The 26,218-nt window shown below is 45.2% G+C and carries 23 protein-coding genes and 1 rRNA gene; 17 read left to right on the forward strand and 7 right to left on the reverse strand.

Annotated elements, in window-relative coordinates; all coding sequences use genetic code 11:
• Window positions 1–61 precede the first annotated feature (61 nt).
• The 8 genes from I579_RS09680 to recQ all read left to right on the forward strand — a co-directional run bounded on the left by I579_RS09680 (window position 62) and on the right by recQ (window position 8,623).
• Window positions 62–328: an ACT domain-containing protein gene (locus tag I579_RS09680; RefSeq protein WP_010753781.1), complete on the forward strand. Its 267-nt coding sequence runs from the start codon at window positions 62–64 to the stop codon at window positions 326–328.
• 15 nt (window positions 329–343) lie between these two features.
• The gene (locus tag I579_RS09685; protein WP_010753780.1) at window positions 344–1,687 is read left to right on the forward strand and encodes a PFL family protein; all 1,344 of its coding nucleotides are present in this window, start codon (window positions 344–346) and stop codon (window positions 1,685–1,687) included.
• 16 nt (window positions 1,688–1,703) lie between these two features.
• On the forward strand, window positions 1,704–2,318 hold the full coding sequence (locus I579_RS09690; protein ID WP_010753779.1) for an HAD-IA family hydrolase: 615 nt from the start codon (window positions 1,704–1,706) through the stop codon (window positions 2,316–2,318).
• 79 nt (window positions 2,319–2,397) lie between these two features.
• Window positions 2,398–3,027 (forward strand): ComEA family DNA-binding protein, encoded by a 630-nt coding sequence (locus I579_RS09695; RefSeq protein WP_010753778.1) that lies wholly within the window; start codon window positions 2,398–2,400, stop codon window positions 3,025–3,027.
• A gap of 37 nt (window positions 3,028–3,064) precedes the next feature.
• A complete protein-coding gene (locus I579_RS09700; RefSeq protein ID WP_010753777.1) occupies window positions 3,065–3,553 on the forward strand; it encodes a ComE operon protein 2 in 489 nt (162 codons plus the stop codon).
• Complete coding sequence (locus tag I579_RS09705; protein ID WP_010753776.1) at window positions 3,540–5,798, forward strand: DNA internalization-related competence protein ComEC/Rec2; 2,259 nt, start codon at window positions 3,540–3,542, stop codon at window positions 5,796–5,798. Before I579_RS09700 ends, I579_RS09705 begins: the two co-directional genes overlap by 14 nt.
• Window positions 5,799–5,810: 12 nt before the next feature.
• Window positions 5,811–6,839: a DNA polymerase III subunit delta gene (gene holA, locus I579_RS09710; RefSeq protein ID WP_010753775.1), complete on the forward strand. Its 1,029-nt coding sequence runs from the start codon at window positions 5,811–5,813 to the stop codon at window positions 6,837–6,839.
• A 29-nt stretch (window positions 6,840–6,868) separates the two neighbouring features.
• The gene (gene recQ / locus I579_RS09715) at window positions 6,869–8,623 is read left to right on the forward strand and encodes a DNA helicase RecQ (RefSeq protein ID WP_010753774.1); all 1,755 of its coding nucleotides are present in this window, start codon (window positions 6,869–6,871) and stop codon (window positions 8,621–8,623) included.
• A gap of 41 nt (window positions 8,624–8,664) precedes the next feature.
• On the opposite strand, the gene rpsT is transcribed toward recQ, so the two are convergent.
• The gene (gene rpsT, locus I579_RS09720; RefSeq protein ID WP_010753773.1) at window positions 8,665–8,919 is read right to left on the reverse strand and encodes a 30S ribosomal protein S20; all 255 of its coding nucleotides are present in this window, start codon (window positions 8,917–8,919) and stop codon (window positions 8,665–8,667) included.
• 343 nt (window positions 8,920–9,262) lie between these two features.
• On the opposite strand from rpsT, the gene I579_RS09725 reads away from it, so the two are divergent.
• Both I579_RS09725 and I579_RS09730 read left to right on the forward strand, forming a co-directional pair.
• A complete protein-coding gene (locus tag I579_RS09725) occupies window positions 9,263–10,282 on the forward strand; it encodes an inorganic phosphate transporter (protein WP_010753772.1) in 1,020 nt (339 codons plus the stop codon).
• Window positions 10,283–10,294: 12 nt separating this feature from the next.
• Complete coding sequence (locus I579_RS09730) at window positions 10,295–10,918, forward strand: DUF47 domain-containing protein (protein ID WP_010753771.1); 624 nt, start codon at window positions 10,295–10,297, stop codon at window positions 10,916–10,918.
• Window positions 10,919–10,962: 44 nt separating this feature from the next.
• Here I579_RS09730 and I579_RS09735 read toward each other — a convergent pair whose 3' ends face one another.
• From I579_RS09735 to I579_RS09750, 4 genes are all read right to left on the reverse strand, one after another.
• Entirely contained in the window at window positions 10,963–12,894 is a 1,932-nt protein-coding gene (locus I579_RS09735; protein WP_010753770.1) for a heavy metal translocating P-type ATPase, read from the reverse strand.
• Between the two features lie 161 nt (window positions 12,895–13,055).
• Window positions 13,056–13,889, reverse strand: a complete 834-nt coding sequence (locus I579_RS09740; RefSeq protein WP_010753769.1) for an undecaprenyl-diphosphate phosphatase — start codon at window positions 13,887–13,889, stop codon at window positions 13,056–13,058.
• A gap of 173 nt (window positions 13,890–14,062) precedes the next feature.
• Window positions 14,063–14,767: a histidine phosphatase family protein gene (locus I579_RS09745; RefSeq protein WP_010753768.1), complete on the reverse strand. Its 705-nt coding sequence runs from the start codon at window positions 14,765–14,767 to the stop codon at window positions 14,063–14,065.
• A 33-nt stretch (window positions 14,768–14,800) separates the two neighbouring features.
• The gene (locus tag I579_RS09750; protein WP_010753767.1) at window positions 14,801–15,424 is read right to left on the reverse strand and encodes an MBL fold metallo-hydrolase; all 624 of its coding nucleotides are present in this window, start codon (window positions 15,422–15,424) and stop codon (window positions 14,801–14,803) included.
• Window positions 15,425–15,732: 308 nt separating this feature from the next.
• Between I579_RS09750 and I579_RS09755 the strand changes: the two genes are divergently transcribed.
• Window positions 15,733–18,093 carry an ATP-dependent DNA helicase gene (locus tag I579_RS09755; protein WP_010753766.1) on the forward strand — a complete coding sequence of 787 codons (2,361 nt, stop codon included), beginning with the start codon at window positions 15,733–15,735 and terminating at the stop codon, window positions 18,091–18,093.
• Between the two features lie 146 nt (window positions 18,094–18,239).
• On the opposite strand, the gene I579_RS09760 is transcribed toward I579_RS09755, so the two are convergent.
• Window positions 18,240–18,731, reverse strand: coding sequence for a YajQ family cyclic di-GMP-binding protein (locus I579_RS09760; RefSeq protein ID WP_010753765.1), 492 nt, complete (start codon window positions 18,729–18,731; stop codon window positions 18,240–18,242).
• 198 nt (window positions 18,732–18,929) lie between these two features.
• Between I579_RS09760 and I579_RS09765 the strand changes: the two genes are divergently transcribed.
• Window positions 18,930–19,862 (forward strand): YitT family protein, encoded by a 933-nt coding sequence (locus I579_RS09765; protein WP_010753764.1) that lies wholly within the window; start codon window positions 18,930–18,932, stop codon window positions 19,860–19,862.
• Window positions 19,863–19,917: 55 nt separating this feature from the next.
• Here the strand turns inward: I579_RS09765 and I579_RS09770 are convergent, their stop codons facing one another.
• Window positions 19,918–20,253 (reverse strand): metal-sulfur cluster assembly factor, encoded by a 336-nt coding sequence (locus I579_RS09770; protein ID WP_010753763.1) that lies wholly within the window; start codon window positions 20,251–20,253, stop codon window positions 19,918–19,920.
• Window positions 20,254–20,508: 255 nt separating this feature from the next.
• Here I579_RS09770 and I579_RS09775 point away from each other — a divergent pair, with 255 nt between their 5' ends.
• From I579_RS09775 to I579_RS09800, 5 genes are all read left to right on the forward strand, one after another.
• Window positions 20,509–21,441 (forward strand): dihydroorotate oxidase, encoded by a 933-nt coding sequence (locus tag I579_RS09775; protein ID WP_010753762.1) that lies wholly within the window; start codon window positions 20,509–20,511, stop codon window positions 21,439–21,441.
• Window positions 21,442–21,531: 90 nt separating this feature from the next.
• Window positions 21,532–22,047 carry a GNAT family N-acetyltransferase gene (locus I579_RS09780; protein WP_010753761.1) on the forward strand — a complete coding sequence of 172 codons (516 nt, stop codon included), beginning with the start codon at window positions 21,532–21,534 and terminating at the stop codon, window positions 22,045–22,047.
• Window positions 22,048–22,210: 163 nt separating this feature from the next.
• On the forward strand, window positions 22,211–24,796 hold the full coding sequence (locus I579_RS09785; protein ID WP_010753760.1) for a glucosaminidase domain-containing protein: 2,586 nt from the start codon (window positions 22,211–22,213) through the stop codon (window positions 24,794–24,796).
• 138 nt (window positions 24,797–24,934) lie between these two features.
• A complete protein-coding gene (locus I579_RS09790) occupies window positions 24,935–25,120 on the forward strand; it encodes a hypothetical protein (RefSeq protein ID WP_010753759.1) in 186 nt (61 codons plus the stop codon).
• A gap of 469 nt (window positions 25,121–25,589) precedes the next feature.
• Window positions 25,590–26,218, forward strand: a 16S ribosomal RNA gene (locus tag I579_RS09800); the annotation flags it as partial.

The following is a 26,218-nucleotide window of genomic DNA, read 5'->3' on the forward strand; positions in this document are numbered from 1 at the left end:
CTGCGGGAATTTCCCGGGATTTATGCTATACTATGAAAAACCAAAAGGGGGAAAAGGGAATATGCGGGCAATTTTAACGGTAATTGGAAAAGACAAAGTGGGCATTATCGCTGGGGTCAGTCAGAAATTGGCAGCTTTGGAAATCAACATTTTGGATGTGTCCCAAACCATCATGGACGATTACTTCACCATGATGATGATGCTTTCCATGGATAAGAATAGTGATTTTGAAAAGATTAAGTCCGAGTTGAACGAAGTGGGCAAGGACATGGGCGTTTCGATTAAAGTGCAAAACGAAGAAATCTTTAACGCCATGCACAAACTGTGAGAACGGGGGAAGCAGATGGAGACAAATCAAATTTTAGAAACCATTCGCATGGTAGAAGAAGAAAACTTAGATGTCCGGACGATTACCATGGGGATTTCACTCTTGGACTGTATTTCGACGGATGTTCAAAAAACTTGTGACAATATTTACCGCAAAGTCACCACGAAAGCCCGAGACTTGGTCAAAGTCGGCAATGATATCGAAATGGAGTTTGGGATTCCAATCATTAACAAACGAATCTCGGTGACACCGATTGCGATTATTGCTTCGGCTAGTGGTGGCCAGGACTGTGTGGCGTTTGCCAAAACCTTGGATCGTTGTGCAGAGACTTTAGGGGTGAACTTTATCGGTGGCTATTCCGCATTGGTGGAAAAAGGCTACCAAGGAGCAGATTTAGCTTTAATCGAATCAATTCCAGAAGCCTTAGCGGAAACGAATTTTGTGTGCTCTTCCGTGAATATCGGCTCCACCAAAGCCGGCATCAATATGGATGCGGTGCGCTTAATGGGGGAAACCGTGAAGAAAACCGCCGAAGCTTCTGATATGGGCTGTGCGAAATTGGTTGTCTTCGCCAATGCGGTGGAAGACAATCCATTCATGGCCGGCGCTTTTCATGGGGTAGGAGAAGCCGACTGTGAAATCAATATCGGCGTTTCCGGTCCCGGAGTAGTCATGCGGGCTTTGGAAAAAGTCAAAGGGGAATCTTTTGACGTAGTTGCTGAAACCGTGAAGAAGACTGCCTTTAAGATTACCCGCATGGGACAAATGGTCGGGCAAATCGCTTCTCAGCGCTTAGGTGTGCCTTTTGGAATTGTGGACTTATCCTTGGCGCCGACACCTGCTGTAGGGGACAGTGTTGCTGGGATTTTAGAAGAAATGGGCTTAGAATCCGTGGGTACCCATGGCACCACGGCGGCTTTGGCCTTGTTAAACGATGCTGTGAAAAAAGGCGGCGTAATGGCGTGTAACCACGTGGGGGGCTTATCCGGCGCATTTATTCCAGTTTCAGAAGACGCTGGGATGATTACCGCAGTGGAAAAAGGCTTGTTAAACTTGGAAAAATTAGAAGCCATGACAGCGATTTGTTCTGTAGGCTTGGACATGATTGCCATTCCAGGAGACACCCCGGCGACAACGATTGCGGCTATGATTGCCGATGAAGCGGCGATTGGGGTAATCAATCAAAAAACTACGGCGGTGCGGATTATTCCCGCTAAAGGTACGAAAGTCGGTGACATGGTGGAGTTTGGTGGATTATTAGGTCAAGCACCGGTGATGAAAACCAATCCAGCGGCTTCAGCTGATTTTATTCAACGGGGTGGCCGAATTCCGGCACCGATTCATTCATTTAAAAACTAGGAGATGCAAGAGTTATATGAAGTTTTTCATTTGGGATTTTGATGGCACATTGTACGACACCTATCCAATGATTTTACCCGCAGTGATGAAAGTTTTAGTAAAAAATCACGTTGAAGCACCAGAGCGGGATGTCTATCGGATGTTAAAAGAATTTTCTTCAAAAAAAGTTGCTGAAACTTATGATCTTGATTTTGCGGCTTTTACAGAAGATCTCCATACTTTCGAAAATGCAGATCAAAGAGAGCCCTTGCCTTTTGAGGGGATGGCGGAAACCTTGGCTGAAATTCAAGCTCAAGGTGGCCGACAGTTTATCATGACGCACCGCATGGCGGATGATACGAAACGCTTATTAGCGCTCCATGGCCTGGAAGGTTATTTTGAGGAAATCGTGGGCCCTGAGCGGAACTTTGCCAGAAAGCCAGATCCAGAGGCGATTAACTATTTAGTGGACAAGTATCAGATGCCAAAAAATCAAACGGTGATGATTGGTGATCGCTTTATGGATGTATTGGCTGGCAACGCTGCGGGAATTGCTTCTTGCTTCTTTGACAATGAGCAACTCTTAAACGATGTTCCGGCGGACTTTGTTTGTCGAAGCCCCAAAGAAATTTTGACACTATTAGAAAAGTAAACAGGAAAAAGCTGACCTTAGTCGTGACTAGGGTCAGCTTTTTTTGCGTATCTTATGCCAAGGAGAAAGGAGGGAGTTCATGAACCAGTGGCAGGAAACTGTGCGTAAGTATGCCGTTCCTATAGGTCTGTTACTAGCACTGCTTGCGGGAGCGATTTTTTGGTTTGGCTTCGTCGAAAAAAAGGAAGCACCAGGAAAAGAAGCGCCCTTTTTGTTAACCAGTCAAGTCAGCCAAGAAACTAGGGAGACCACCACGGAGTCGGCTTATTTTGTGGACATCAAAGGAGCGGTGGTAACCCCAGGGGTCTATCAAGTGCCTCCAGGATCCCGAGTACAAGATATCGTGGGCTTAGCCGGGGGTCTGCGAGAGGATGCCGCGACAGCTTACGTCAACTTGGCGGCGAAAGTGGAGGATCAACAATTGATCTATGTAATGACAGAAGTAGAAGCCACCCAAAGTGACACGCCTTTACCGGCCACCGCTCCGGCAACTGGAAATACCCCAGGTCAAAGTGAAGCCAAAGTCAATATTAACACAGCAGATGCAAGTCTCTTACAAACACTATCGGGAATCGGGATCAAAAAAGCGGAAGCCATTATTGCCTACCGGGAGGAACATGGACCCTTTGCTTCGGTCGATGATCTTCAAGAAGTTTCCGGAATTGGCGAAAAGACAGTTGAAAAACTCCGGGCTTCCATTACAATATAGCTAGAGGTTTAGACTATTGTCAGCAAAGGAGAAACATATGAGTGATCAACGAATACCTTGGGACCAGTATTTTATGGCCCAGGCAGTATTGCTTTCCCTACGTAGTACCTGTACGAGACTTGAAGTCGGGGCTACGTTAGTAAAGGACAAACGAATCATTGCAGGAGGCTATAACGGTGCAGTCTCCGGGGACGTGCATTGTATCGACGAGGGTTGTTACATGGTAGATGGCCACTGTATCCGCACCCTCCACGCAGAAATCAATGCATTATTGCAATGTGCAAAATTAGGGATTTCCGCCGATCAATCGGAAATCTATGTCACCCATTTTCCATGTTTGAACTGTACTAAGGCGCTGTTGCAAGCCGGGGTGCGGAAGATTCATTATTTACACGATTACAACAATGACACGTATGCCAGAGAGTTGATCGCCCGAGTTGGCTCTTCCGTGCATCAGGTGACATTGGATCCGAAGTACTTCGAAAAGCTTTCTGCTAAAGCTTTGGAGGGACATGTCCAAAGCTAACGGATTAAACCAATTGATTTTCCCGAGTCTCTTGGTTTCATCCGTGCTACTAGCATCAACCACCGGTAATTCCTGGTTTTGGTTAGTGGCGATTTATTTTTTACTTGTACTCTGCTGTAAAAGACAGTGGCGGCTTTTGGCCGTGGCGGTCTTTTGCGGCTTTTTTTGTCTTTGGCGTCTCTCTTACTGGCCTACCTTGGAATTGGGCGCAGTAGCAGATGAAACCTGCCAACTGACTTGTACGGTGAAAGGCGATACGATTGAAATCAATGGCGACAAAATCACGTTTGATGCTTGGACCACCAGAGGAAAACTTGCGGTAACCACTTATGCCGCTAAAGATGAAGTGGCTACGTGGCGGACTTTGCGGAATAAGGAGCTTCAGATAAAAGGGCAAGGCGTGTACTCCAGAGGAACACCACAACGAAATCTCGGTGGGTTTTCCTATCGCTACTATCTCTATGCCCATGGCTACAGCGGTAGTTTTCAAATCAAGAAGATTCTTGGCAAAACGGAAACGCCGGCCTCTTTTTCGGTGCAAAGGCTTAGAGGATACTTAATCAGTCATGTGGAAACCACTTTTCCTCCAAAAACGGGATTGTACTTAAAAGCTTTATTATTTGGTCACAAAGACGGGGCTTTTCAAAGTATCGCCCAAGGATTTAAGCAGACGGGAATTTTACATCTGTTTAGTATTTCCGGGCTACATCTTTGGTTTTTCTTCGGCTTGGTGGACAAATTCTTACGACGAGTGGGCTTAACCAAGGAGGAGTCCTTTCTTCCTATGGTTCTAGTCTTAGTCGGTGGTTTTTGGTTATTTGGCGGCAGTGCGAGCGTTTTGCGGGCCACTTGTGCCGTCTTTTTGCAGCGAGTTTTAGCCCTAGGGCATTGGCGATTGTCTTCTTTAGATCGCTTTTCCTTGGTATTAGTCGGGGTACAGCTAGTCTGGCCCACATATTTATTGACCACTGGGGGACACTTATCCTTGTATTTGGCTTGGCTACTACTTTACGTCCCTCAACGGCCAGGAAAATGGCGACAAGGTCTGTGGCTGTCGCTTTTACCCGCACCTTTGTTGATGTATTTATTTGCGGAATGGTCCTGGGTCGGCGGTATTTTAACGGTACTTTGTGTGCCGTTATTCAGTTGGCTTTTGTTACCGGGAAGCTTACTGCTATTAGGCGCTTCCCTGATAACTCCTTTGCCGAAAGTTTTTCTGGAGATTGTTGAAGGGTTCTTTGAAGTATTAGGAAACCTTTTAAGTGGTGGCGGTGGTTTTTCTTGGATTACCGGTCAGCCACCGGTTCTTTTGGTGATTGGTTGCTTGTTAGGTGGGGTGTATCTCTATGAGTGCCGGAGTAAGTGGACGGTGATGCTGTGTGTGTGCTTCCCCCTTTTTGTGGGCAGTTTTCCTTTCGATGAGCGAATTAGCTTTGTGGATGTAGGACAAGGGGACAGCGTCGTTTTTCGTAGCCGAGGTAATCGGGAAGTTATGGTTTTAGATACTGGCGGGCGTCTGAATTTTAAAGAAGACTGGGCTCAAGGCTATCAAGCACCTAATAGTGAGTACACCTTGATTCCTTTTTTGAAGTCCCAAGGAGTACGGCGGATTTCTCGTTTGATCTTAACTCATGGGGACGTGGATCACATGGGAGATGCCCAAAGTCTCTTTGAAACATTTGTGGTTGAGGAAGTACTCCTTCCAGCAGGCAGTCATCAACATGAAAACATTCAAAAGTTAATCAGACTGCTCCCTGAAAAGACTGTGGTCCGAGAGATTTTAGCGCCGGAACGAATCGGCGGAGTATTTTCCTTGGAAGTCTTAGCGCCAGAAACTGTGGGAAAAGGGGAAAATGAAGACTCCCTAGTACTCACCGCCTACTGGAATCACCGCCGTTTCTTATTTACCGGAGATTTGGATCAAGCTGGGGAACGCCGTTTGTTAAAAGACTATCACCAGTTGCGGGCAGATGTTTTAAAAGTCGGTCATCACGGCAGTCGGAGTAGCACGGATCCGGTGTTTTTACAAGCGTTGCAAGTGAAAGAGGCGGTCATTTCCTGTGGAGTGAAGAATTCCTTTGGACATCCCCATGAAGAAGTACTCACCGCATTAAAAAAAGCCCAAGTGCAAGTTTGGCGCACGGATCAACAGGGGATGATCTATTTTTCTAGTCAGTCCGCCCAAGCCGCATGGGTCAGGAAGGACTGGCAAAAGACTGGCGTAAGTGGTAGGATAATGCGGTAAGGATGTGAGCAGATGGACACGCAAACGGCGCTTCAAGCCATTCAGGAGCAGCCCTTGGCACCGGTGTATTTGGTGTTGGGCACGGAAAGTTTTTTGATTGATAAGATTAAAGCCGCCTTTTTCAGTCGGTTGCAGTTGCAAAAGGATGACTTGGACTTTGTCTTCTTTGATATGGAGGAAGATCTGGTCAACGTTGCGGTAGCCGAAGCAGAAGCACTCCCTTTGTTTTCGGCAGAGGACAAGCGCTTGATTTTTGTAGAAAACTGCTATTTTCTAACGGCGGAAAAGAAAACCAATGCCCCAGAGCATGACTTCGCGGATTTATTAAACTATCTGGAGCATCCTAGTGATACGGCGATTATGGTTTTTTTCGCTCCTTATGAAAAGCTAGATGAGCGTAAGAAAATCACGAAGATTTTGAAAAAAGCCAGCGTGTTAATCGACACCCAGCCTTTAGGTGAAAAAGATGCGGAGGTCTACATTAAGCGCTCCGTGGAAGCGAGTGGCTTGGATATGGACCGAAAAACCTTGGCTTTATTCGTTCAATTAACCGATCTGGACTTAACCAAGGCCATGAATGAATTGCAAAAACTGCGAATCTATGCCGGCAAACAGGGAAAAATCACTGAGAAAGATTTACTGGCCTTGATTCCGAAGAGTCTGGATCACAATCTCTTTGATTTGACCGACCACTTGTTGCAAGGGCGCACGGAGCAGGCTTTGCGTTTGTATCAGGACCTGCTTTTGCAAGGTGAAGAGACCATTAAGCTCAACGCGGTGTTAATCAGTCAGCTGCGCTTGTACCTACAGACGCAGATTTTGATGAAGCTCGGATATCAGCAGTCAAATATTGCCAAAACTTTAGGGGTTCATCCTTATCGTGTGAAGCTGGCCATGCAACGAGTGCGGAAATTTTCCCCACAACGGTTGCAACACTTGTATGATCGTCTGATTGAAAATGACTATTTGGTGAAAACCGGTCGGATGGATAAAGAACTTTTATTTGAATTAACGGTACTGGAAGCAGCAGGTCAATTTTGATCTGCTCTTTTCATGGAGGAGGAAGATTTTTGGAAAATGCAACCCGGCTCTTACAGGAAACATTCGGCTACCAAGGGTTTCGCCCGGGCCAAGAAGAGCTGATTCGTCATGTCCTAGAGAAGAAAAATGTTCTAGGGATCATGCCCACAGGCGGCGGGAAGTCGATTTGTTATCAATTACCGGCGCTACTTTTGCCCGGAGTGACCTTAGTAGTCTCCCCTTTGATCGCTTTGATGAAAGATCAAGTGGATGCCTTGGTGGACAATGGCATCCCCGCAACTTTTCTCAATAGCTCTTTGAGTGCGATGGAAAATCAAAGTCGCCTGCAAGACTTAGCCCAAGGTCGCTACAAACTTTTGTATGTGGCTCCGGAACGCTTGCAAAGTGGGGAGTTGGTGCGTTTACTTTCCTGCATCCAAGTTTCTTTGATTGCGGTGGACGAGGCGCATTGTATTTCCCAGTGGGGCCATGATTTTCGCCCTAGTTATTTGGCGCTCCCGACCTTATTGGCCACATTTTCCGGAGAGGTGCCAGTGATTGCTTTGACCGCCACCGCCACGCCTCAAGTAGCCAAGGATATCCAGGAACTGTTAGCTATCCCTGATGAAAATCTCGTGCAAACGAGCTTTCAGCGGGAAAATTTAGCTTTTTCCGTGGTAAAAGAAAGTCCGGATACTTTTTTGTTGGAGTATTTACGCATGAATCAGTCTTCCGCGGGAATTTTGTACTGTGCCACGCGAAAAGAAGTGGAAAAGCAATACCAACGCTTGCAACACGCCGGTATTAAAGTGGGTCGCTATCATGGAGGCCTCAGTGAGCAAGAACGCACCCGCAATCAAGAAGATTTTATCTATGATCGCATTCAGGTCATGGTGGCTACGAATGCGTTTGGCATGGGGATCGACAAGAGCAACGTGCGCTTTGTGATTCATCAGCAGATTCCTGGAAATTTAGAGTCTTACTATCAAGAAGCCGGACGTGCCGGCCGAGATGGGGGACCAAGTGAGGCAATCTTACTCTATAGTCCCCAAGACATTCAGATTCAGCATTACTTTATTCAGCAGTCAGAGGGGGACTTGGCTTACAAACAGCAAGAGTACTTAAAACTGCGGGAGATGAACCAATACGCTCATACCCAAATGTGCTTGCAACGCTACATTTTGCGGTATTTTGGGGAGAGTGGCAGTGATTGCGGTCGCTGTAGTAATTGCCTAGATGAGGGAGAAACCGTGGAAATCACCAGAGAGGCCCAAATGGTCCTTTCCTGTGTGAAACGCATGGGGGAACGCTTTGGTAAAGGTCTGGTAGTGCAAGTCCTCAGTGGTTCCAAAAATCAGAAAGTTACCCAGTGGCATTTCGAAACCTTATCCACCTATGGCCTGATGAAAGACTGGCGTCAAAAGGATTTAACGGATTTGGTGGAATACTTGACGGCCAGTGGCTACTTAGATGCCGGGGATGGACAGTTTCCCGCGCTGCGCTTGACGAATAGTGGCGTGGCGGTACTTAAAGGGGAAGAAAACGTTTATCGCAAGCAGCCGAAAGTCCGTCAGTTAGAGACGGATGACGCCTTGTTTGAACGTTTACGCCTAAAGCGCAATCAGCTAGCTCAGGCACAAAACTTGCCCCCTTATGTGGTCTTTTCGGACCAGACTTTACGGGAGTTGGCACAAAAACAACCCCAAAGCCGTTTGGAGATGCTCCAAATAAAAGGTGTTGGGGTCAATAAATTGGATAAATATGGGGAGGACTTCTTGGAAATTCTCGCCACTAGTGAAAAATAGATACAAAAAAACGACCTCCGCAGAAGAGGTCGTTTTCTTTATTATTTAGCAAGTTTGCTAGTTAGACGAGATTTGTCGCGGTTTGCTTTGTTTTTGTGGATTAAGCCTTTCGTTTCAGCTTTGTCTACAGCAACAATCGCTTCTTTGTACAACGCATCTACGTTGTCGGCACCAGCAGCAACAGCTTCTTCAAATTTCTTGACAGCTGTACGCATAGCGCTCAATTGAGATGTGTTCTTCGCATTTGCAGCGTCGCTAGTTTTCACACGTTTGATAGCAGATTCAATGTTTGGCATGTGGGTTTCACCTCCGGATAAAAAGTTTTGCGTGAATCAAATTCACACAAATCAACACTAGTCATTATACCTAAACCTTGTCGCCAATGCAATAAAAGTTGTAAAGAATTTTTCCTTAACAGCCAAATTCGTTTCCGTAAAAGGAAATCACCAGAAAATTTCCAGAGACTTTTGATGCAAATGAGCCATCTCTCATGAAAATAGCATGAATCAGCTATTGCGCCTGGCTAAAAAACAAGATAGAATAATCTAGGTTTGTACTATCATATCAAGAAAAAAGTGACAAAGCGAGGATGCCGTGTTACGGTATCCTTGATGTAAAAATAACTTTGGTGGTGTGCATATGAGTATTGCATTAGTCGTGACAGTGGTTTTGGTCATGGGGGTTATTTTTGTAAACGGTTGGACGGACGCGCCTAACGCGATTGCGACAGCTGTTTCAACCCGAGTCTTAAAACCAAATGTGGCAATTTGGATAGCGGTTGCTATGAACTTTTTAGGGGCCTTAGTCATGACCTATTTCAACTCCCAAGTTGCTGAAACAATCAGTAACATTGTGAGTTTTGAAGGTGGGGGCAACATCCAAGCCTCTCAAGTGGCCTTAGCGGCGTCCTTGTTTTCCATCGTAGTTTGGTCCGTGGCGGCGTGGTATTTTGGTATTCCGACAAGTGAATCCCATGCTTTAATTGCAGGTCTGACAGGATCAGCCATGGCTTTAGGCGGGATTGGTGCGGTAAATGGCCAAGAATGGATCAAAGTATTGATTGGGTTAGTGGTTTCCACGGTCTTCGGTTTTGGTGGGGGTTACCTGATAACCAAATTAATCGTTCTGATTTTTACCAACGTGCGCCGGCGGACAGCCAATAAGTTTTTTACCATTGGTCAAGCGACGGCAGCTGCGGCCAACGCCTTTTTACACGGGGCGCAAGATGGTCAGAAATTCATGGGGGTCTTCATGTTAGGTCTGTTCTATAATGGCTTAGCAGAGAAGAGTGGCAATGGCTTTGTGATTCCGATTTGGGTCATGGCCTTTTGTTCCTTGACCATGGGCTTTGGGACTTCTGTAGGTGGTATGAAAATCATCAAATCAGTAGGCATGGATATGGTCAAGTTAGAACGTTACCAAGGTTTCTCCGCGGATTTAAGTGCGGCAATTTGTCTGTTTGCGGCTTCTGTCTTCGGGATTCCGGTTTCCACAACCCATACGAAAACAACCGCAATCATGGGTGTCGGGGCTTCAAGACGGCTTTCCAGTGTGGATTGGCGGATCGTGAAAGAAATGGTTTTTGCTTGGGTGATGACCTTCCCAGGCTGTGGCTTAATTGCCTTTGTTATGGCCAAGCTATTTATTGCAATCTTTTAAGGAGTGAAAGACATGGCACGAAAGAAACAGTATGATTTTTTTAAAGCAATCGCACAATTAGCGGATAATACCCATCAGGCGGCGGAAAGTTTTGCGGTTCTAGTGCAAAATTATGATCCGGCAACCTTGATTGCGGATTCGGAAAAGATTCACACTTTGGAAAAAGACTCCGACCAAGTAATCGCTGAGCTGACCAATGAACTTTACGATGCGTTTATTACCCCAATCGATCGGGAAGATATCCTTGTGATTTCCGAACGCATCGATGATATCTTGGATGGCATCAACGGCTTGACTTACCTTTTTGAAAACTTGGTAGTCTCCGAAATGCGTCCGGAAACAGAAATCTTTGCCCAAATGATTGCCACAGCGGCAAAAGGGGTTCACACCGCCACGGAAGAGTTACCGAAGTTTAAAGTATCCAAAACATTGAAGTCCATGATTGATGAAGTGAACAGCACGGAATCCGAGGCTGACCGCTTGTATTCCAAGTTGAAGAAGCGTCTTTTCAGCGAAGAAACCGATCTTTTGACGATTATCAAATGGAAAGAAATCTATGACAAGTTTGAAGAAATCATCAACGCCAGTGAAGATGCAGTAGACATCATCGATGGAATCATCATTAAAAACTCTTAACCCAAAAAGGGTAGCGACTAATTTTGTCGCTACCCTTTTTTAGTTTACTGCGCGTCTTCTGGTGTAGCTTGTTGCAATGGACAAGTGGCACATTCTTCCTTGGTTCTTTGAATCGGTGTCATGCGTAACATTCGCAAGCCGTTTAGGATAACCAGAATGGTGCTGCCTTCGTGACCAATCACACCAAAAGGAAGCGAGAGGATTTGTACGAAGTTCGAGAGGAGCAACAGGCAGATGACAGCGATGGAGAAGGCGACGTTTTGCTTGATAATGCGCTCCATTTTTTGTGATTGCTGATGCACCATTTGCAACTTGTTTAAGTCATTTTTCATTAAGACTAAATCTGCTACTTCCACAGCTAGGTCGGTACCGTCTCCCATGGCAACTCCTACTGTGGCATTGGCCAAAGCAGGAGCATCGTTAATACCGTCGCCGACCATGGCATTGACGCCATAAGTTTCATGGAACTCAGCGGTAATGGCTGCTTTGTCTTGGGGCAAGAGGCCTGCCCGTACTTCGTCAACGCCGATGTTTTTGGCGATGACGGCGGCGGTTTTTTCGTTATCCCCAGTGAGCATACAGGTATAGATTCCTTGTTCTTTGAAGTATTTGACGACTTGGAAAGCTTCTGGTTTTGCTACGTCTTGTAAGGCCAGATAAGCCACTAGCTGATTGTCCCGGGTCAAGTAGACAATGGTATTGCCTTGTCCGTGAAGGTACGCAAGATTGGCTTCTTCTGACACCGGAAAAGCAAAGGTTTCTCCGGAAAAACTTGGCTTCCCAATGCGCCAAGTAGCGCCATTGTAGTCACAGGCAAGGCCAAAGCCGGTAACATCTGTGACTTGGATTCCTTTTAAAGCCTCCGATAAGGTTACATCATCGAAATGATCCACCACGGCTTTTGCCAAAGGGTGGGTGGAGACGGACTCCATGGCGACGATGATTTCTTTGGCTAAAGCCTCTTTTTCTAAAAAGATCGCTTCGGTGACCACTGGCTGCCCCTTGGTTAATGTCCCGGTTTTATCAAAGGCGATGGCTTTTAAGTGCGCCAGTTGTTCCAAGGCCACGCCGCTTTTCAATAAGATCCCATTGCGGGCGCTACTGGAAATCGCCGCTAAGGTCGCTGGAGTAGCAGAGGCCACTAAAGCACAAGGAGATGCGACTACTAACATGACCATGCCCCGGTAAAAACTCTCTTCCCAAGTCCACTGTAAGAGAAAGTGGGAGAGTAAAATCAAAAGAGGGACGGCAATCAAGACGACTTTCACATAGGTATTTTCGATTCTGGCGATAAAACTGGCGGTCTTCGTGGGAGTTTCTTGGGCCTCGGCGACCAGCCGGAGAATCTTCGCCATAATCGTGTCATCGACATCTTTGGTAACCCGAATGGTCAATGGATTTCCCAGATTGAGGGTGTCACCGAAGACTTCATCGCCCACAGTTTTATCTGCCGGCATGGATTCCCCGTTGATCACCGCTTCGTTAATAGGGGAAGCTCCTTCCAAAATCAGACTGTCAATGGGAATCGTATCGCCTTTTGGTACTAACAGTACGTCGTCGATTGCCAATTCACTGACTGGAACGGTTTCTAACTCTCCGGCCTCGTTGTAGCGCTGAGCCATGGTGGGCTGCAAGTTCATCAAAGCGGTGATTTCCTTGCGACTTTTATTCGTCGTGTATTCTTCCAGATAACCGCTTAGACAAAAGATAAAGGTCAACATGGCCCCTTCAAACCAATTGCCGGTTAGACAGGCTCCAATGGCGGCTAGTGCCATTAATAAATCCACATTGACGGTTTTATCAGTTAGTAGTTCTTGGATTCCTTCCGAGGTCTGCTTGAAACCGCCGCTGACGATGGCTACGGTGAAAAAGACCCAGGACCAGGAGAGCCCGCTTTTCTCGGTGAACCAGCCCACCAACATAAAGATCAGACAAGCGAGAGTTGCGACTAGTGCACGTTTTTCATTTTTTCCCATGAGAAAACACCTTCCTTCTCATTGAGCATACCATAGGCAAAATGGGAATGGATAAAGAAATCCCTTAGTTGATAACGATAGTGTTTCTCAATGATTCATTAATCAGAAAAGATAAAAAAACACCTTCCCCAAAAAAGGAGAAGGTGTCAGTGAAAGGATACTTACATCGCAATCAACCAGTAGCCAATCAAAATGGCCCCTAAAATGATTCGATACCAACCGAAAGCGGTGAAGTCATTTTTCTTAATATAGCTCAATAAGAATTTGATGGCGATGATGGAAACTACAAAAGAAACCACAGTACCTACTAGCAAGATGACGCTAGTTTCAAAGTCAAAGCTGTTGCCTTGCTTGATGAATTTCAAAATCTTGTAGCCGCTAGCCCCTAACATGGTAGGAATCCCCATAAAGAAGGAGAATTCCGTAGCCACAAAGCGAGAAGCGCCGATTAAAATTCCTCCGAGAATCGTTGCACCAGAACGGGAAGTCCCAGGTACTAAAGAAAGCACTTGGAAGAAACCGACGATTAACGATGCACGATAGGTAAAGCCTTGTAAACTCGTGTAAACAGGTTTGACCCCGCGATTGCGTTTTTCTACCCAGATAAAAGCAACCCCGTAAACGATTAAGACGATGGCCACGGGCAGGAACTTGTGCAAGTTCGCATCTAGCCAGTCGTCCAATAAGATGCCCAAAATCCCAGAAGGAATAATCGCTACGATAACTTTGAACCATAAGCTCCAAGTATCTTTTTTCTCTTGGCTGGACTTCGATGGGGCAAATGGATTTAATTTATGGAAGTACAGCACGATTACGGCAAGAATCGCTCCTAGTTGAATTACCACATTGAACATGGACATGAATTCCGGCGACATTTTGAGTTTGATAAACTCGTCGACTAAAATCAAGTGTCCGGTACTGGAGATGGGTAGCCACTCGGTGATCCCTTCGATAATCCCTAAAATAATTGCTTTAATAATATTCGCAAAAAACATGTTTTCATTCCTTTCCCAATCACTGAAGGCTACGATAGCCTGCAAAAATCAGTATAGCGTTTTTTCTAAGGATAACCAAATGTTTTCCGAAAAAGTTCTTTATTAGGCTGGCGTTCCTTAAAAGAAAGTAAAGAAAAAGCCTCCTCTGGCGAAAAAACAGAGGAGACAATGATTTAGGAAAGTAAGTTTGTGGAAATTTCTCGACCGGCTTCGATAAAGGCGGTACTGCCGATTTCTTCAATGGTGAAGTCACCGTCATGATAGCTCAAACGGGTGACACTACCATTTTGCAAGTCAACACGCACCGGTTGGTTAGGGTCTAAAAGATTTAATAAGAAAGCGATGGTGAACCCGTGGGAGACCACGATGCCTTTTCCGCCACCATTTTTTTCGATGCGATAAGCGAAATCTTCAATGCCGCTTAAGACACGCCCACGAATTTGTTCATAGGGTTCGGCCCAGTGTGCGGTATCGGCTTTCATTACAGCGTTGGCGATGTCTTCAAAGGTAATATCCGTGTCCCACATCTGCTCACTAGTTTTAAAATCTAGGACGCGAGGGAGGACGCCCCACATTTCGGAGTCGTAGCCGCCTTCCAAAGAACCCCAGCACCACTCTCGTAAGCGACTATCTACGGAGTACGGTGGTTTTGGTTTGGCGCGATTTTCTCCTAGAACAAGGCGCATAGTTTCAATGGCCCGACCGGAGTCACTGGAGATTGCTTCGACGAACTGCGTGTCCCGTAAGCCCAGTCCTAGGTAGTGAATGTCTTGGGCACCTTTACTGGTCAATGGGGTATCGCACCAACCTTGGGCCCGCTGTAAGGCGTTGAACATGGTTTTACCGTGGCGAATCACATATAGTTCCGTTGTTGTCATCTTGCTGCTCCTTTCCAGTTGTGTAACGATTGGTTAGTTAAAAAAGGGATTGGTTCGTTTTTCTTTGAGAATGGTTGTTGCAGGACCATGACCGGGATAAACAGGAAATTCATCCGGCAAAACGAAGAGTTGATCCCGGATACCATTTAACAATTGCTCTAAATTACCTGTTGGCAAGTCCGTGCGACCGACGCTGCCATTAAACAAAGCATCTCCTGAAAGGACAAATTCTGGGAAGACAAAGCTGACACTACCGATGGAATGACCGGGGGTCGGTACCACAGTAAAGGTCAGACCACCTAGTTGGTATTCCCGCAACTCAAAAAGCTCGTCGGCAGGACGTACCACTACATCTGGCATATCGTCGTGACGAGGTAAGCCAGAGAGATTCATCTGAGGGTCGCCTAACCAGTCGGCTTCCAAAGGGCTCACATAAACGGGAATTTGGTAGAAATCCCGCAGCTCGTCCACGGCACCGATATGGTCGTAATGGGTATGGGTCAGCAAAATCGCCACGGGAGTTGCACCAGTTTCTTTAACCGCGGCCTTGATTTTGTCGGCTTCTGCGCCGGGATCAACGATTACTAAATCTTTTTCATCATAGACTAAATAGCAATTTTCTTGGATGACACCTGTAACCAAGGAAATGATTTTCATCTTTCTTCAACTCCATTCATTTATCCTCTTCAGTATAACGCAAAGACCAAAGCCACTCAACGATTCGGGAGCGAGGAAAATAGCAATTGTATGTACTTTCACAATTCTCTGATAACTGGAGAGAGATTTGGCTATTTTTTAAGGTAAGAATGAGGGATACTTCATGATTTTCTCATGGGAAGACGTTATAGTTACAAAGTCCAAAACATATCCAATATTTCCTTAGTCCTCGAATTTTTTTCGGGGATTTTTTTGTCGAAGTAACCAAATGGCTTATAATAAATTCCATGGTGAAAGGAGGAGATTTGATGGACTATGGTCGTGTATCGGTGCGAAAGATTGTTGAGTTTGTTTTGCGCCGGGGAGATATCGATAGTCGTCACACGAGTAACCATACGGCTTTAGAAGGCGCACGGATTCACCGAAAGCTACAAAAAGCCGCCGGGGAAGCCTATCAAAAAGAGGTATCTTTAAAGAGGCAGTTCACTTTGGAAAATGAGGATACCCTGACCATTGAAGGGCGCGCGGATGGCATCTTTACAAAAGACGAGCAAGTAGTGATCGATGAGATTAAAACTTCAGAAGTCTATTTTGAAAACTTACCAGAATCCCAAGTGGAGCTGTTTTATTTCCAGGGGATGGTGTATGCCTATTTGTACGCCTTAGAAGAAGACATCAGCGAAATCGGTGTCCAGCTGACTTACTATCAAACCACAGAAGAGTTGATTACGAGAAACCAACGGCAATTTACCATGGAAGAGTTAACAGCTTTTATGAATCATCTGCTGGAAGAATATCATAAATGGCTGGTCTTTCAAGGGGACTGGCGCCGGGTGCGAAATACTTCCTTAACAAAACTGACCTTTCCTTACGAAGAATTTCGTAAAGGACAACGGGAGTTAGCCGCTGCGGCTTACAAGACTTTGAAGACTTCCCGGCGTTTATTCGTGGAGGCGCCCACAGGTACGGGAAAGACGATCTCCACCTTGTTTCCAGCGCTAAAGGCCATGGGGGAGGAGTCCGCGGATCGACTCTTCTACTTAACGGCCAAGACGATTACGCGTCAGGTAGCGGAGGATGCCTTGGCAGCCTTAGGGAAAACCGGCGGCGAAGTGAAGTCCGTGACCTTGACTGCTAAAGATAAGATTTGCTTTTTAACAGAACGTAATTGTACTCCGGAGCACTGTCCTTATGCGGCGGGGTATTATGATCGAATCAATGAAGGCTTGTGGGATCTCTTGCATCACGAAAACCAGATTACCCGCAGTGTCATAGAGGCTTATAGTGAAAAACATCAACTTTGTCCTTTTGAATTTTCCTTAGATGTGAGCTTGTTTTGCGATGTGATTGTTGGGGATTACAACTACCTATTTGATCCTACGGTGTACTTGCGCCGCTTTTTCGAGGATCCAAAAGAAGACTACTTTTTCTTGGTGGACGAAGCGCATAATTTGGTGAGCCGTTCCCGGGAAATGTATTCTGCCACTTTGAATCAGCGAACGGGAGCAACCTTTGAACAGCAATTAGGAAAAGAGCACAAGGCTTTGCGGCGGTTATTACGAAAAATCGACAATCACTTTGCCTTACTAGAAGAACAAGCTCAGACCGAAAAATGGCAGTTTAAACATCAAAAACTACTGCCAGAAGCCTTGATCAATCAGCTGTATCGCTTTGCCGAAAAGATGAAAGAGTGGTTAGCAGCCAATCCTAGTGATCCAGGGGAAGCAACAGGATTGAGCTATTACTTTGAAGTCTTGCATTTCTTAAAGATCAGCGAGCTTTACGATGATCATTTTGAAACGACCATTGAAGTGGGCTATCAAGGCACGAAAATCAAACTGTTTTGCATTGCCCCGGCGCCGTTTTTGGAAGGAATGCTAGAAAAAGGCAAAGGAGCGTTATTGTTTTCTGCTAGTTTCTCACCTTTGGACTATTATCAAGACGTCCTCGGAGGCGGTGGGGAGGCCTTGCGCTACAAATTGCCCAGTCCTTTTCCTCCCACACGGCAAAAGATTATCTTGGCCAACTATATCCAGACGACTTATCAACAAAGGCAATCTAGCTTGCCAGAGGTGGTCAATGCCGTTTATGAAATGGTCAAGGCAAAACAAGGCAATTACCTTGTTTTCTTTCCTTCTTATCAGTATTTAGACGAGGTTGTTGCACTTTTTCATGATCTGCATCCAGAAGTGACTACTTTGATTCAAGATACGCAAATGAATGAAACCGAACGGGAGCAATTCTTGGCCCGCTTTAAGGAAAATCCTCAAGCGACACTTTTGGGCTTTTGCGTCTTAGGTGGTATCTTCTCTGAGGGGATTGACTTGAAAGGCAGTCGTTTGATTGGCACTGCCGTGGTAGGGGTAGGCTTACCTCAAATGAATCACGAGCAGGAATTAATCAAAGAATACTTTCAAGAAACCAGAAAGCAAGGCTTTGAATACGCCTATCAGCTACCAGGGATGAACAAAGTCTTACAGGCAGCCGGTCGCGTGATTCGAGATGCTACCGATTACGGGGTGGTGTTACTTTTAGATCAGCGCTTTAATACGCCTCGGTACCGGAAGTTATTTCCAGCTCATTGGCAACACGCCCGCATTGCTTACAACCCACAGCGGTTGCAAACAGAGCTTCAGACCTTTTGGCAACAGCAAAAGGCAGCCGATTGATTAGCGAGATGAATAGAAACAGTCAAAAAAAGTCGCAAAACGAGTTCGGTCTGGGATTAAGGTCCTTTAGCTTGTGGCCAAGGGTCTATCTGATCCCAAACTAACTCGCTTGCGACTGTTTTTTAAGTGAATTCAACCGAAATGAATTAACGATAGTTAGTAAATTGTAGTTCAATAGGCAGGTCCATTTTCCGTAAAAGCTGGATGACTGCTTGCAAGTCGTCCCGGCTTTTTCCAGTGACCCGAATTTGATCGTCTTGAATTTGCGTTTTGACTTTTAATTTGGCATTTTTGATTGCCGTGGTGATTTTCTTGCTATTTTCCCGGTCGATACCGCTAACCAAAGTGGCTTTTTGACGACTTTTTCCTCCAAGAGCGTGTTCACTTGCAGAAAAGTGTAAGTTTTTTACGGGTACTTCCCGCTTGATTAGTTTGCCCATTAGCACGTCTTTAATCTGTTCCAGTTTAAAATCATCATCGCCTAGGATTACCAAGCCGTCTGCTTCCAATGAAATATCCACAGTGGAATTCTTGAAATCGAAACGGTTGTTTAGTTCTTTGGTGGTCATGGAAATGGCGTTTTTTACCTCTTCCAGATTGATTTCTGACACGATGTCAAAGCTTACTTCTTTTGCCATGTTAGATCCTTCCTTTCTAGGTTAGTAGACCTTTCTATTATAGCAAGCATTTTCCATTTGCGGGAGCTTAGATTGACTAAGGACAGCGCAGGGAAAGGGTTCCATTTAAAAAGTCCATTTTTTGAAGCGAAAATGGTTGAAAAAAACGAAAGTATTGTTATTCTTAAGAAGGTAATTTTTGAATAAGGAGTTGGCACCATGAGGAGAATCACCGCAAACGATAAGAGTACCGAATTAATGAAACGAATTGGCGTCGTCATTATTTGTGCATTGACTTCTGCCATGTCTTTAAATTTCTTTTTGATTCCAGCAAAGGTCATGTCTGCGGGGATGAATGGAGTAGCCCAAATCATCGTGGCACTCGGCGCCGAGCACTTGGGCCTCCATTTGAGCACTGGATTGTTTATCTTCCTATTGAACATTCCTGTTTTTGCTTTAGGTTTTTGGAAGTTAGGAAAAGATGCCACGATTTGGAGCTTCGTCAATGTCGTGGCGATTTCATTGGTGACGATGATTTTTCCTCAAGGAGCCGTAACGGATAATATTTTGATGAACTCACTAATGGGTGGGGTCATCGTGGGAATCGGTGCCGGGTTGGCTTTGAAAATGGGCTTTACCACTGGGGGCATGGACATTCTGTCTCTAGTGCTATCCAAGACCACCGGTAATACGGTAGGGAAATACATGTTTATCTTAAATGGCTTAATCGTCGTAGTGGCCGGCTTTATCTTTTCTTGGGAAAGTGCCTTGTATACGATTATTTGTATCTATGTAATGAGCTATGTGGTAGATATGATTCACACCAGTCACCAAAAACTCACGGTCTTGATCGTGACGACCAAACCAGATGAAGTGGGCAAAAGTATTTCGCAACGAGTCTTTCGGGGGATGACCCTGTTGCCATCCATTGGGGGTTATTCTGGTGTGGAAAGTAAAACCATTATGATGGTCATTACCCGCTATGAATTGTATGATTTGGAACAAGCAGTTTTGGAAGCAGATGAAAATGCCTTCGTGAATATGCTGGCGACCCAGTCGATTATCGGTCGTTTTGCTACCCAAGATGAACAGCGGACGTTTACTGCGACCGGAGTTTTCCCAGAAGTCCGGACTCAACGAAAACGACGCTAAAAAAATACCACTGCCAATTTTGGCGGTGGTATTTTTGTGTTCTTTGAAAGGTGTTTTAACGAATCCCCAAAGCAATCCGAGCGTAACGGCTCATTTTATCGGTAGTCCAAGCCGGGTACCAAACTAACTTCACTTCTGCTTTGCCGACTTCTGGGACTTCTGCTAGCGCTTGGTGGATTTGGTCGGTTAGGACATCTGCTAATGGGCAGCCCATGGTGGTCAAAGTCATTTTAATCACCGTGTCACCCGTTGCATCCTCAAATTCCACTTCATATACTAAACCTAGGTTGACGATATCAATGCCTAATTCAGGATCGATTACCGTTTCTAGGGCTGTTAAAATTCGTTCTTTAATTTCTGCGATTTCTTGTTCCGTCCGAGCTTCACTCATGGACCAATTCCCCCTTTGGTAAACTTTCGTAAATCATACCGCGTTTCCAAAAATTTGTAAATCAGATTTTCTCCGGCTTTATGAAAGGCTAAGAAAGCTAAGCGTGGGATTTACTGGAACAAAGCGAACAGGTCATTTGGGTAAAAGGTGAATGATTGGGTCAAGACTTGTGGAAGTGTTCGGAAAAGATGTTGCTTTTTCTAAGTAAACACGCTATTCTACAAAAAAAGAAGATTGGAAAGGGGCAACTCCGCCATGTTACAGACTACCTTTTTAGACTATATTTACGAGAATCCATTGATGAATGCTTCCGGTGTTCATTGTATGACCGTTGAAGAATTGACCGCTTTGGAAAATTCCGCAGCCGGCGCTTTTATTACTAAAAGTGCAACGCTAGCTCCCAGAGAAGGCAATCCAGAACCAAGATATGCAGATGTGCCTCTAGGAAGCATTAATTCTATGGGATTACCGAACAATGGCGTGGATTATTATTTGGACTATGCACTAAAGTATCAAATGAATCATGAAGCACCTTTGTTTTTCTCCGTTGCGGGAACCAGTGTGGACGAAAATATCGCCTTATTGCAAAAAATCCAAGACAGTGATTTTCAAGGAATTACGGAATTGAACCTTTCTTGTCCCAATGTTCCCGGAAAACCTCAAGTGGCCTATGACTTTCCATTGACGGAAAAAATCTTGACGGAAGTTTTTCAGTTTTTCACAAAGCCATTAGGCGTGAAACTGCCTCCGTATTTTGATATGGCTCATTTTGATCAAATGGCGGAAATTTTAAATAAGTTTCCACTAACTTATGTGAACTCGATTAATAGTATCGGTAATGGGTTATACATTGACCCTGAAAGCGATCAAGTGGTGATTCGGCCGAAAGAAGGTTTCGGGGGAATTGGCGGTGAATATGTGAAACCCACGGCCTTAGCCAATGTCCGGGCTTTTGCTACCCGTTTGAAACCTGAAATCAAAATCATCGGTACCGGGGGCATTCTAACCGGTCAAGATGCCTATGAACACTTACTTTGTGGGGCGACTATGCTACAAATCGGGACCCAATTGCAAAAAGAAGGCCCAGCAATTTTTGAACGGATTGCCCAAGAGCTGGAAGCGATTATGAAGAAAAAAGGCTACCAAAGTATCGCTGACTTTCGAGGAAAAGTAAAAACAATCAATTAAAGCAACTAAACACGGCAAAACTGTCTCGAAACTTCAAACCTTTCGAAGAGGCAGTTTTGCTTCTTTAGATTCTAGAAATGAGGAAACGTTATGGAAATTCGGCAAGGGACGATTGATGATTTAACTCCTGTTATGGAAATCATCGAATCAGGAAGGCTGGCGTTACAAAAACAAGGTCTGCCTCAATGGCAAAACGGTCAGGGACCAAGTGCAGAGAGCATGGCGAAAATGATTCAAGAAGGACAATGTTATTTAGGATTAGTCGATGACGTTCCCGTTGCAGTAGGGTGCCTTATCCCGGGAGTCGATGCTGTTTATACTGCTATCACAGAAGGAGCGTGGTTAGAAGCAGGAGACTACCTGTCGATTCATCGGTTCGCTGTGGCTACGTCCGCTGCTGGCAAAGGACTTGGTCGTCGTTTCTTGTCGGCACTGGTGGAGGAAAGCAAGCGTCAAGGATTCCGAGATATTCGAATCGACACTTATCCTGCTAATTTAGGAATGAGACGAGTAATTGAAAATTGTGGCTTCATTTATCGAGGAAAAGTACATTTCCCGATTCCTCACGGGGAAAGAGTAGCTTACCAACTTGTTTTTCCTGCTTAATTTTTCATAGGATAAATTCCTGACCTTTTTCATTTGAACAAAAATCCTCTTTATTGCGTATTCTTTTACAAAGGCCCTTTTTAAATTAGAATATAGTGAGAAAGTGTGGTAAAATAAAACAGAAAGGTCCGAAAGCGGAGTATACCTGGTTAGGAGGAGTTCGATGAAAAAGAAAAATAGCATGAGAATGCGCAAGGCATTAGCTAGTTTTAGTGTGGTGTGCATTTTATTCGGTCAAGGAAGCACGGTTTATGCCAGTGTTTCTGACGGGGGAGTAGGCGAGGACGAAGCGTCTGTTAGTCAGGCAACAAATACAGCGTCAGAGGAGGCGGCCACGACAGAAGTGGCGCCATCACCAACCGAACCACCTGCCGCAGATACCGCAACAGAAGAACAACCAATAGAAGCTGAGGGCGTTTCTGATAGTCCAAATGCTTCGGAACAAGTCACACCAGAGGCAACGCCGGCTCCTATTCCGTCAGAACCGTTAGAAACAGCCCCAGAACCAAGTGAACCAAATCCAAGTGAACCGACGCCAGGGGTACCGGAAGAGACTACTCCGGAAGAACCTGAAATAACGGTAGATCAAAGTGGTTTGCAAGCTCAAGTGGCTGCCTTGAAAGCGGCCTTGGCAAATCAAGCAGCCTATACGAGTACATCTTTTAATCAAGCCGTACTGTCTGCTTTAGTTGATGAGGCTTCTGCTTTATTGGCAAATTCTGCTGCTGACCAAGGGATGGTCGATGCTTGTGCAGCAAAAATTCAGCAGGCGCTAGCAACGTTGGTTTTAAAAGGGGATACTAGTTCGTTGACGAAATTGGTCCAACAAGCAGGTCAAGTTAAAGCCAGTGATTATACGGAGAAAAGTTTTGCCGAATTACAACAGTGGATCAAAAAAGCACAAGCTATCTTAAAAAATGCCGATGCTACAGCAGAAGAATTGGCGCCAATAACGGCGGGATTGGAGAAAGCCTTGGCGTCCTTGGTTAAAGCGCCGGTAGAAAAACCGGAAACGCCAAAACCGACGCCACCAAAGACTACACCAGAGCAACCGAAAGAAAATCCGGAAAAACCAGTAGAAGAATCAACCGAAAAAACAGCTCCTACAAAGCCTGCAGAAAGTACTTCAAGCCAAGAGGCAAGAGAGGTTACTTCTGGGGATGATACGGTAAACGAACTGGATGCCGGCTATCAAGTGGATAGTCTGACAAATTCTAACTTAAATGGTTATGAATTGCCGTTATTGTCTTCTTATGAGGATGAGCGTCAGGCGGCTTTAGTTGCCCAAAGTTTGAAAACATTGGGGGCTGCTTATGGAAACCTTACAAAGGAAGTAGACGATCAAGGAGTTCCCAAAAACTTTACCAATCTAAGTTTGACACGCTACCTGTATCAAGAAGTACTCGGTATAGATTTAGGAACTACGTATAGTGCTCAGGCGAAAAGTGGGGCTAAATGCGACTTAGAGCAAGTGAAAATCGGGGATCTGCTTATTTGGGAAGAAAATGGGCGACCTGTCCGAGTTGCTTTGTATCTGGGACAAGGAAAGTATTTGATGGCTGATCCAGAAGCGCCAATCTCCCAGATGGTAGACGGTGAAGAAAAAGAGGAAAAAGGTGGAGTGGCAATTTACACTCTCCAAGGATACCAAGAAGCCGAAGATGGTAGTGTAACAATCGAAAAACAAGCAGACACACGTACGTCCGGAAGCATTCAAAATCCTAGCTATGGAGTTCATAGCTTTACGAGCGGGACTTTGACGGAAAAGGGAAAAGAACTGCTGAAAACTTATGGGGCAAGCGTTGACTTCCGTGTGAATCAGAATACGCAAGCTTTCATTGATACAATTGCAGAAGATGCACGAGAACTAGGGCTGAAATACGATGTCTACGCTTCTGTGATGATTGCTCAGGCGATTTTGGAGTCTGGGTCCGGCACGAGTGGACTGTCTCGGGCACCTTATTACAACCTTTTCGGAATCAAAGGTTCTTACAATGGAAATGCCGTTCTCATGCAAACGATGGAAGACGATGGGCAAGGCAGCATGTTTTCAATCGATGCAAGTTTCCGCAATTATCCGAATGCGAAAGCTTCTCTAGAAGACTATGTGGCCCTAATCCGTGACGGAGCAGCTGGTTTAAAATCTTTCTACCAGCCGACATGGCGGTCTGAGGCTAAAAACTACCTACAAGCTACAGAATACTTAACTGGGCGTTATGCTACAGACACACAGTACAACAACAAGCTGAATTCAATCATCGCAGCCTACCATTTGACTCAATACGATGAACCATTGGCAACGGATGCGGGGATGATCATCTCGGATGCAAGTCAAATTCCTGCTGAATATCGTAGTAAGATGCGTTATCCTGCTTATAACGGCGTAAATTACAACTTCAGTGGTTCATATCCGGTTGGTCAATGTACCTGGTATGCGTACAATCGGATTCACCAGCTTGGTGGCATGGTGGATGACTTTATGGGTAACGGCGGCGAGTGGGGGCAAAAAGGTGCGAGAATGGGTTATCACACCACGCAAACACCAACACCCGGTTATGCAGTGAGCTTCCATCCGGGAGTAGCTGGTTCCAGCACTCAGTATGGACATGTGGCCTTTGTAGAAGCAGTCGGTTCAGACGGAATCCTTGTTTCAGAGGGGAATGTAGTAGGTCCACTGGTTGTTTCATACCGCGTGATTCCTAACTCCATTGCTCGTTCAAGTAATGTGACCTATATTGAACCAAAATAAAACATCCTAATACAGTAAACCGGTGGAGTTTTAACTTCATCGGTTTTTTTAGTAAGTATTCTAAAGTTACAGCGACTCTTGGAAAACACTTGTCAAGGAATAAGGCAATTGATATGATACCTCTGAGGAAGGTGTATTATGAAGAAACGACAACGAAAAAAACAAGCGTATAAGCAGTACATCCGCGACATCTTTGAAGGCTATGAAAAAATGGTGGCCAACCAAGACTTAGATCGGTTAGAATTCCGCTACTTAAAAGAGGAAACGGTGATTTACCGGGATCAAGAGCAACAAATTCATTTCTTAACTCGTGATCAACAGTAATAATTGAACGACAAAACACTTCGTAAATTACGAGGTGTTTTGTTTTTTGAAAAAAACTTTGAAAATTCCCTTGACCAATTCTTTAAGAAATGATAAATTAGACAACGTTGCAAGTGAGAAAACAACTTTGGAAAACAGCTTGAAAAACATTTCAAATTTGCTGTTGACAGAGTCGTCTAAGCCTGTTAAACTAACGAAGTCGCTGTTCGACGGAAACGTCATTCGAATGAAAGCACTACTGAAACTTCGAAAAAAGTTTTAAAAAGTGTTTGACTTTTGAAAAGCAACCTGATATGATTAATGAGTTGCTGATAGCGACACAGTAGACCTTTGAAAACTGAACAAAAAGCAAAACAACCAATGTGTAGGGCGCTTTGATTTATCAAAGCAAACAACATTTGCAAGCAATTGCTAGCAAAGTCAATTTTTAACAAATGAGCTTAAACGAGTTTATCTCATTTCAAACACTTTTTATGAGAGTTTGATCCTGGCTCAGGACGAACGCTGGCGGCGTGCCTAATACATGCAAGTCGAACGCTTTTGTTTTCACCGGAGCTTGCTCCACCGAAAACAAAAGAGTGGCGGACGGGTGAGTAACACGTGGGTAACCTGCCCTCAAGCGGGGGATAACACTTGGAAACAGGTGCTAATACCGCATAACAATCAGAATCGCATGATTTTGATTTGAAAGGCGCTTTTGCGTCACTTGAGGATGGACCCGCGGTGCATTAGCTAGTTGGTGAGGTAACGGCTCACCAAGGCCACGATGCATAGCCGACCTGAGAGGGTGATCGGCCACACTGGGACTGAGACACGGCCCAGACTCCTACGGGAGGCAGCAGTAGGGAATCTTCGGCAATGGACGAAAGTCTGACCGAGCAACGCCGCGTGAGTGAAGAAGGTTTTCGGATCGTAAAACTCTGTTGTTAGAGAAGAACAAGGGTGAGAGTAGAATGTTCACCCCTTGACGGTATCTAACCAGAAAGCCACGGCTAACTACGTGCCAGCAGCCGCGGTAATACGTAGGTGGCAAGCGTTGTCCGGATTTATTGGGCGTAAAGCGAGCGCAGGCGGTCTCTTAAGTCTGATGTGAAAGCC

This window comes from Enterococcus asini ATCC 700915 (genome assembly GCF_000407365.1).
Classification (GTDB): Bacteria; Bacillota; Bacilli; order Lactobacillales; family Enterococcaceae; genus Enterococcus_C; species Enterococcus_C asini.

Bases quoted from the DNA above. Each gene is read 5' to 3' on its own strand.
- I579_RS09690 (WP_010753779.1), top strand. From the start codon at position 1,704: ATGAAGTTTTTCATTTGGGATTTTGATGGCACATTGTACGACACCTAT.
- rpsT (WP_010753773.1), bottom strand. From the start codon at position 8,919: ATGCCAAACATTGAATCTGCTATCAAACGTGTGAAAACTAGCGACGCT.
- I579_RS09685 (WP_010753780.1), top strand. From the start codon at position 344: ATGGAGACAAATCAAATTTTAGAAACCATTCGCATGGTAGAAGAAGAA.
- I579_RS09760 (WP_010753765.1), bottom strand. From the start codon at position 18,731: ATGGCAAAAGAAGTAAGCTTTGACATCGTGTCAGAAATCAATCTGGAA.
- I579_RS09775 (WP_010753762.1), top strand. From the start codon at position 20,509: ATGTTACAGACTACCTTTTTAGACTATATTTACGAGAATCCATTGATG.
- I579_RS09755 (WP_010753766.1), top strand. From the start codon at position 15,733: ATGGACTATGGTCGTGTATCGGTGCGAAAGATTGTTGAGTTTGTTTTG.
- I579_RS09740 (WP_010753769.1), bottom strand. From the start codon at position 13,889: ATGTTTTTTGCGAATATTATTAAAGCAATTATTTTAGGGATTATCGAA.
- I579_RS09765 (WP_010753764.1), top strand. From the start codon at position 18,930: ATGAGGAGAATCACCGCAAACGATAAGAGTACCGAATTAATGAAACGA.
- I579_RS09770 (WP_010753763.1), bottom strand. From the start codon at position 20,253: ATGAGTGAAGCTCGGACGGAACAAGAAATCGCAGAAATTAAAGAACGA.
- I579_RS09695 (WP_010753778.1), top strand. From the start codon at position 2,398: ATGAACCAGTGGCAGGAAACTGTGCGTAAGTATGCCGTTCCTATAGGT.
- I579_RS09750 (WP_010753767.1), bottom strand. From the start codon at position 15,424: ATGAAAATCATTTCCTTGGTTACAGGTGTCATCCAAGAAAATTGCTAT.
- I579_RS09785 (WP_010753760.1), top strand. From the start codon at position 22,211: ATGAAAAAGAAAAATAGCATGAGAATGCGCAAGGCATTAGCTAGTTTT.
- I579_RS09705 (WP_010753776.1), top strand. From the start codon at position 3,540: ATGTCCAAAGCTAACGGATTAAACCAATTGATTTTCCCGAGTCTCTTG.
- I579_RS09700 (WP_010753777.1), top strand. From the start codon at position 3,065: ATGAGTGATCAACGAATACCTTGGGACCAGTATTTTATGGCCCAGGCA.
- I579_RS09735 (WP_010753770.1), bottom strand. From the start codon at position 12,894: ATGGGAAAAAATGAAAAACGTGCACTAGTCGCAACTCTCGCTTGTCTG.
- I579_RS09730 (WP_010753771.1), top strand. From the start codon at position 10,295: ATGGCACGAAAGAAACAGTATGATTTTTTTAAAGCAATCGCACAATTA.
- I579_RS09780 (WP_010753761.1), top strand. From the start codon at position 21,532: ATGGAAATTCGGCAAGGGACGATTGATGATTTAACTCCTGTTATGGAA.
- I579_RS09790 (WP_010753759.1), top strand. From the start codon at position 24,935: ATGAAGAAACGACAACGAAAAAAACAAGCGTATAAGCAGTACATCCGC.
- I579_RS09680 (WP_010753781.1), top strand. From the start codon at position 62: ATGCGGGCAATTTTAACGGTAATTGGAAAAGACAAAGTGGGCATTATC.
- I579_RS09745 (WP_010753768.1), bottom strand. From the start codon at position 14,767: ATGACAACAACGGAACTATATGTGATTCGCCACGGTAAAACCATGTTC.
- holA (WP_010753775.1), top strand. From the start codon at position 5,811: ATGGACACGCAAACGGCGCTTCAAGCCATTCAGGAGCAGCCCTTGGCA.
- I579_RS09725 (WP_010753772.1), top strand. From the start codon at position 9,263: ATGAGTATTGCATTAGTCGTGACAGTGGTTTTGGTCATGGGGGTTATT.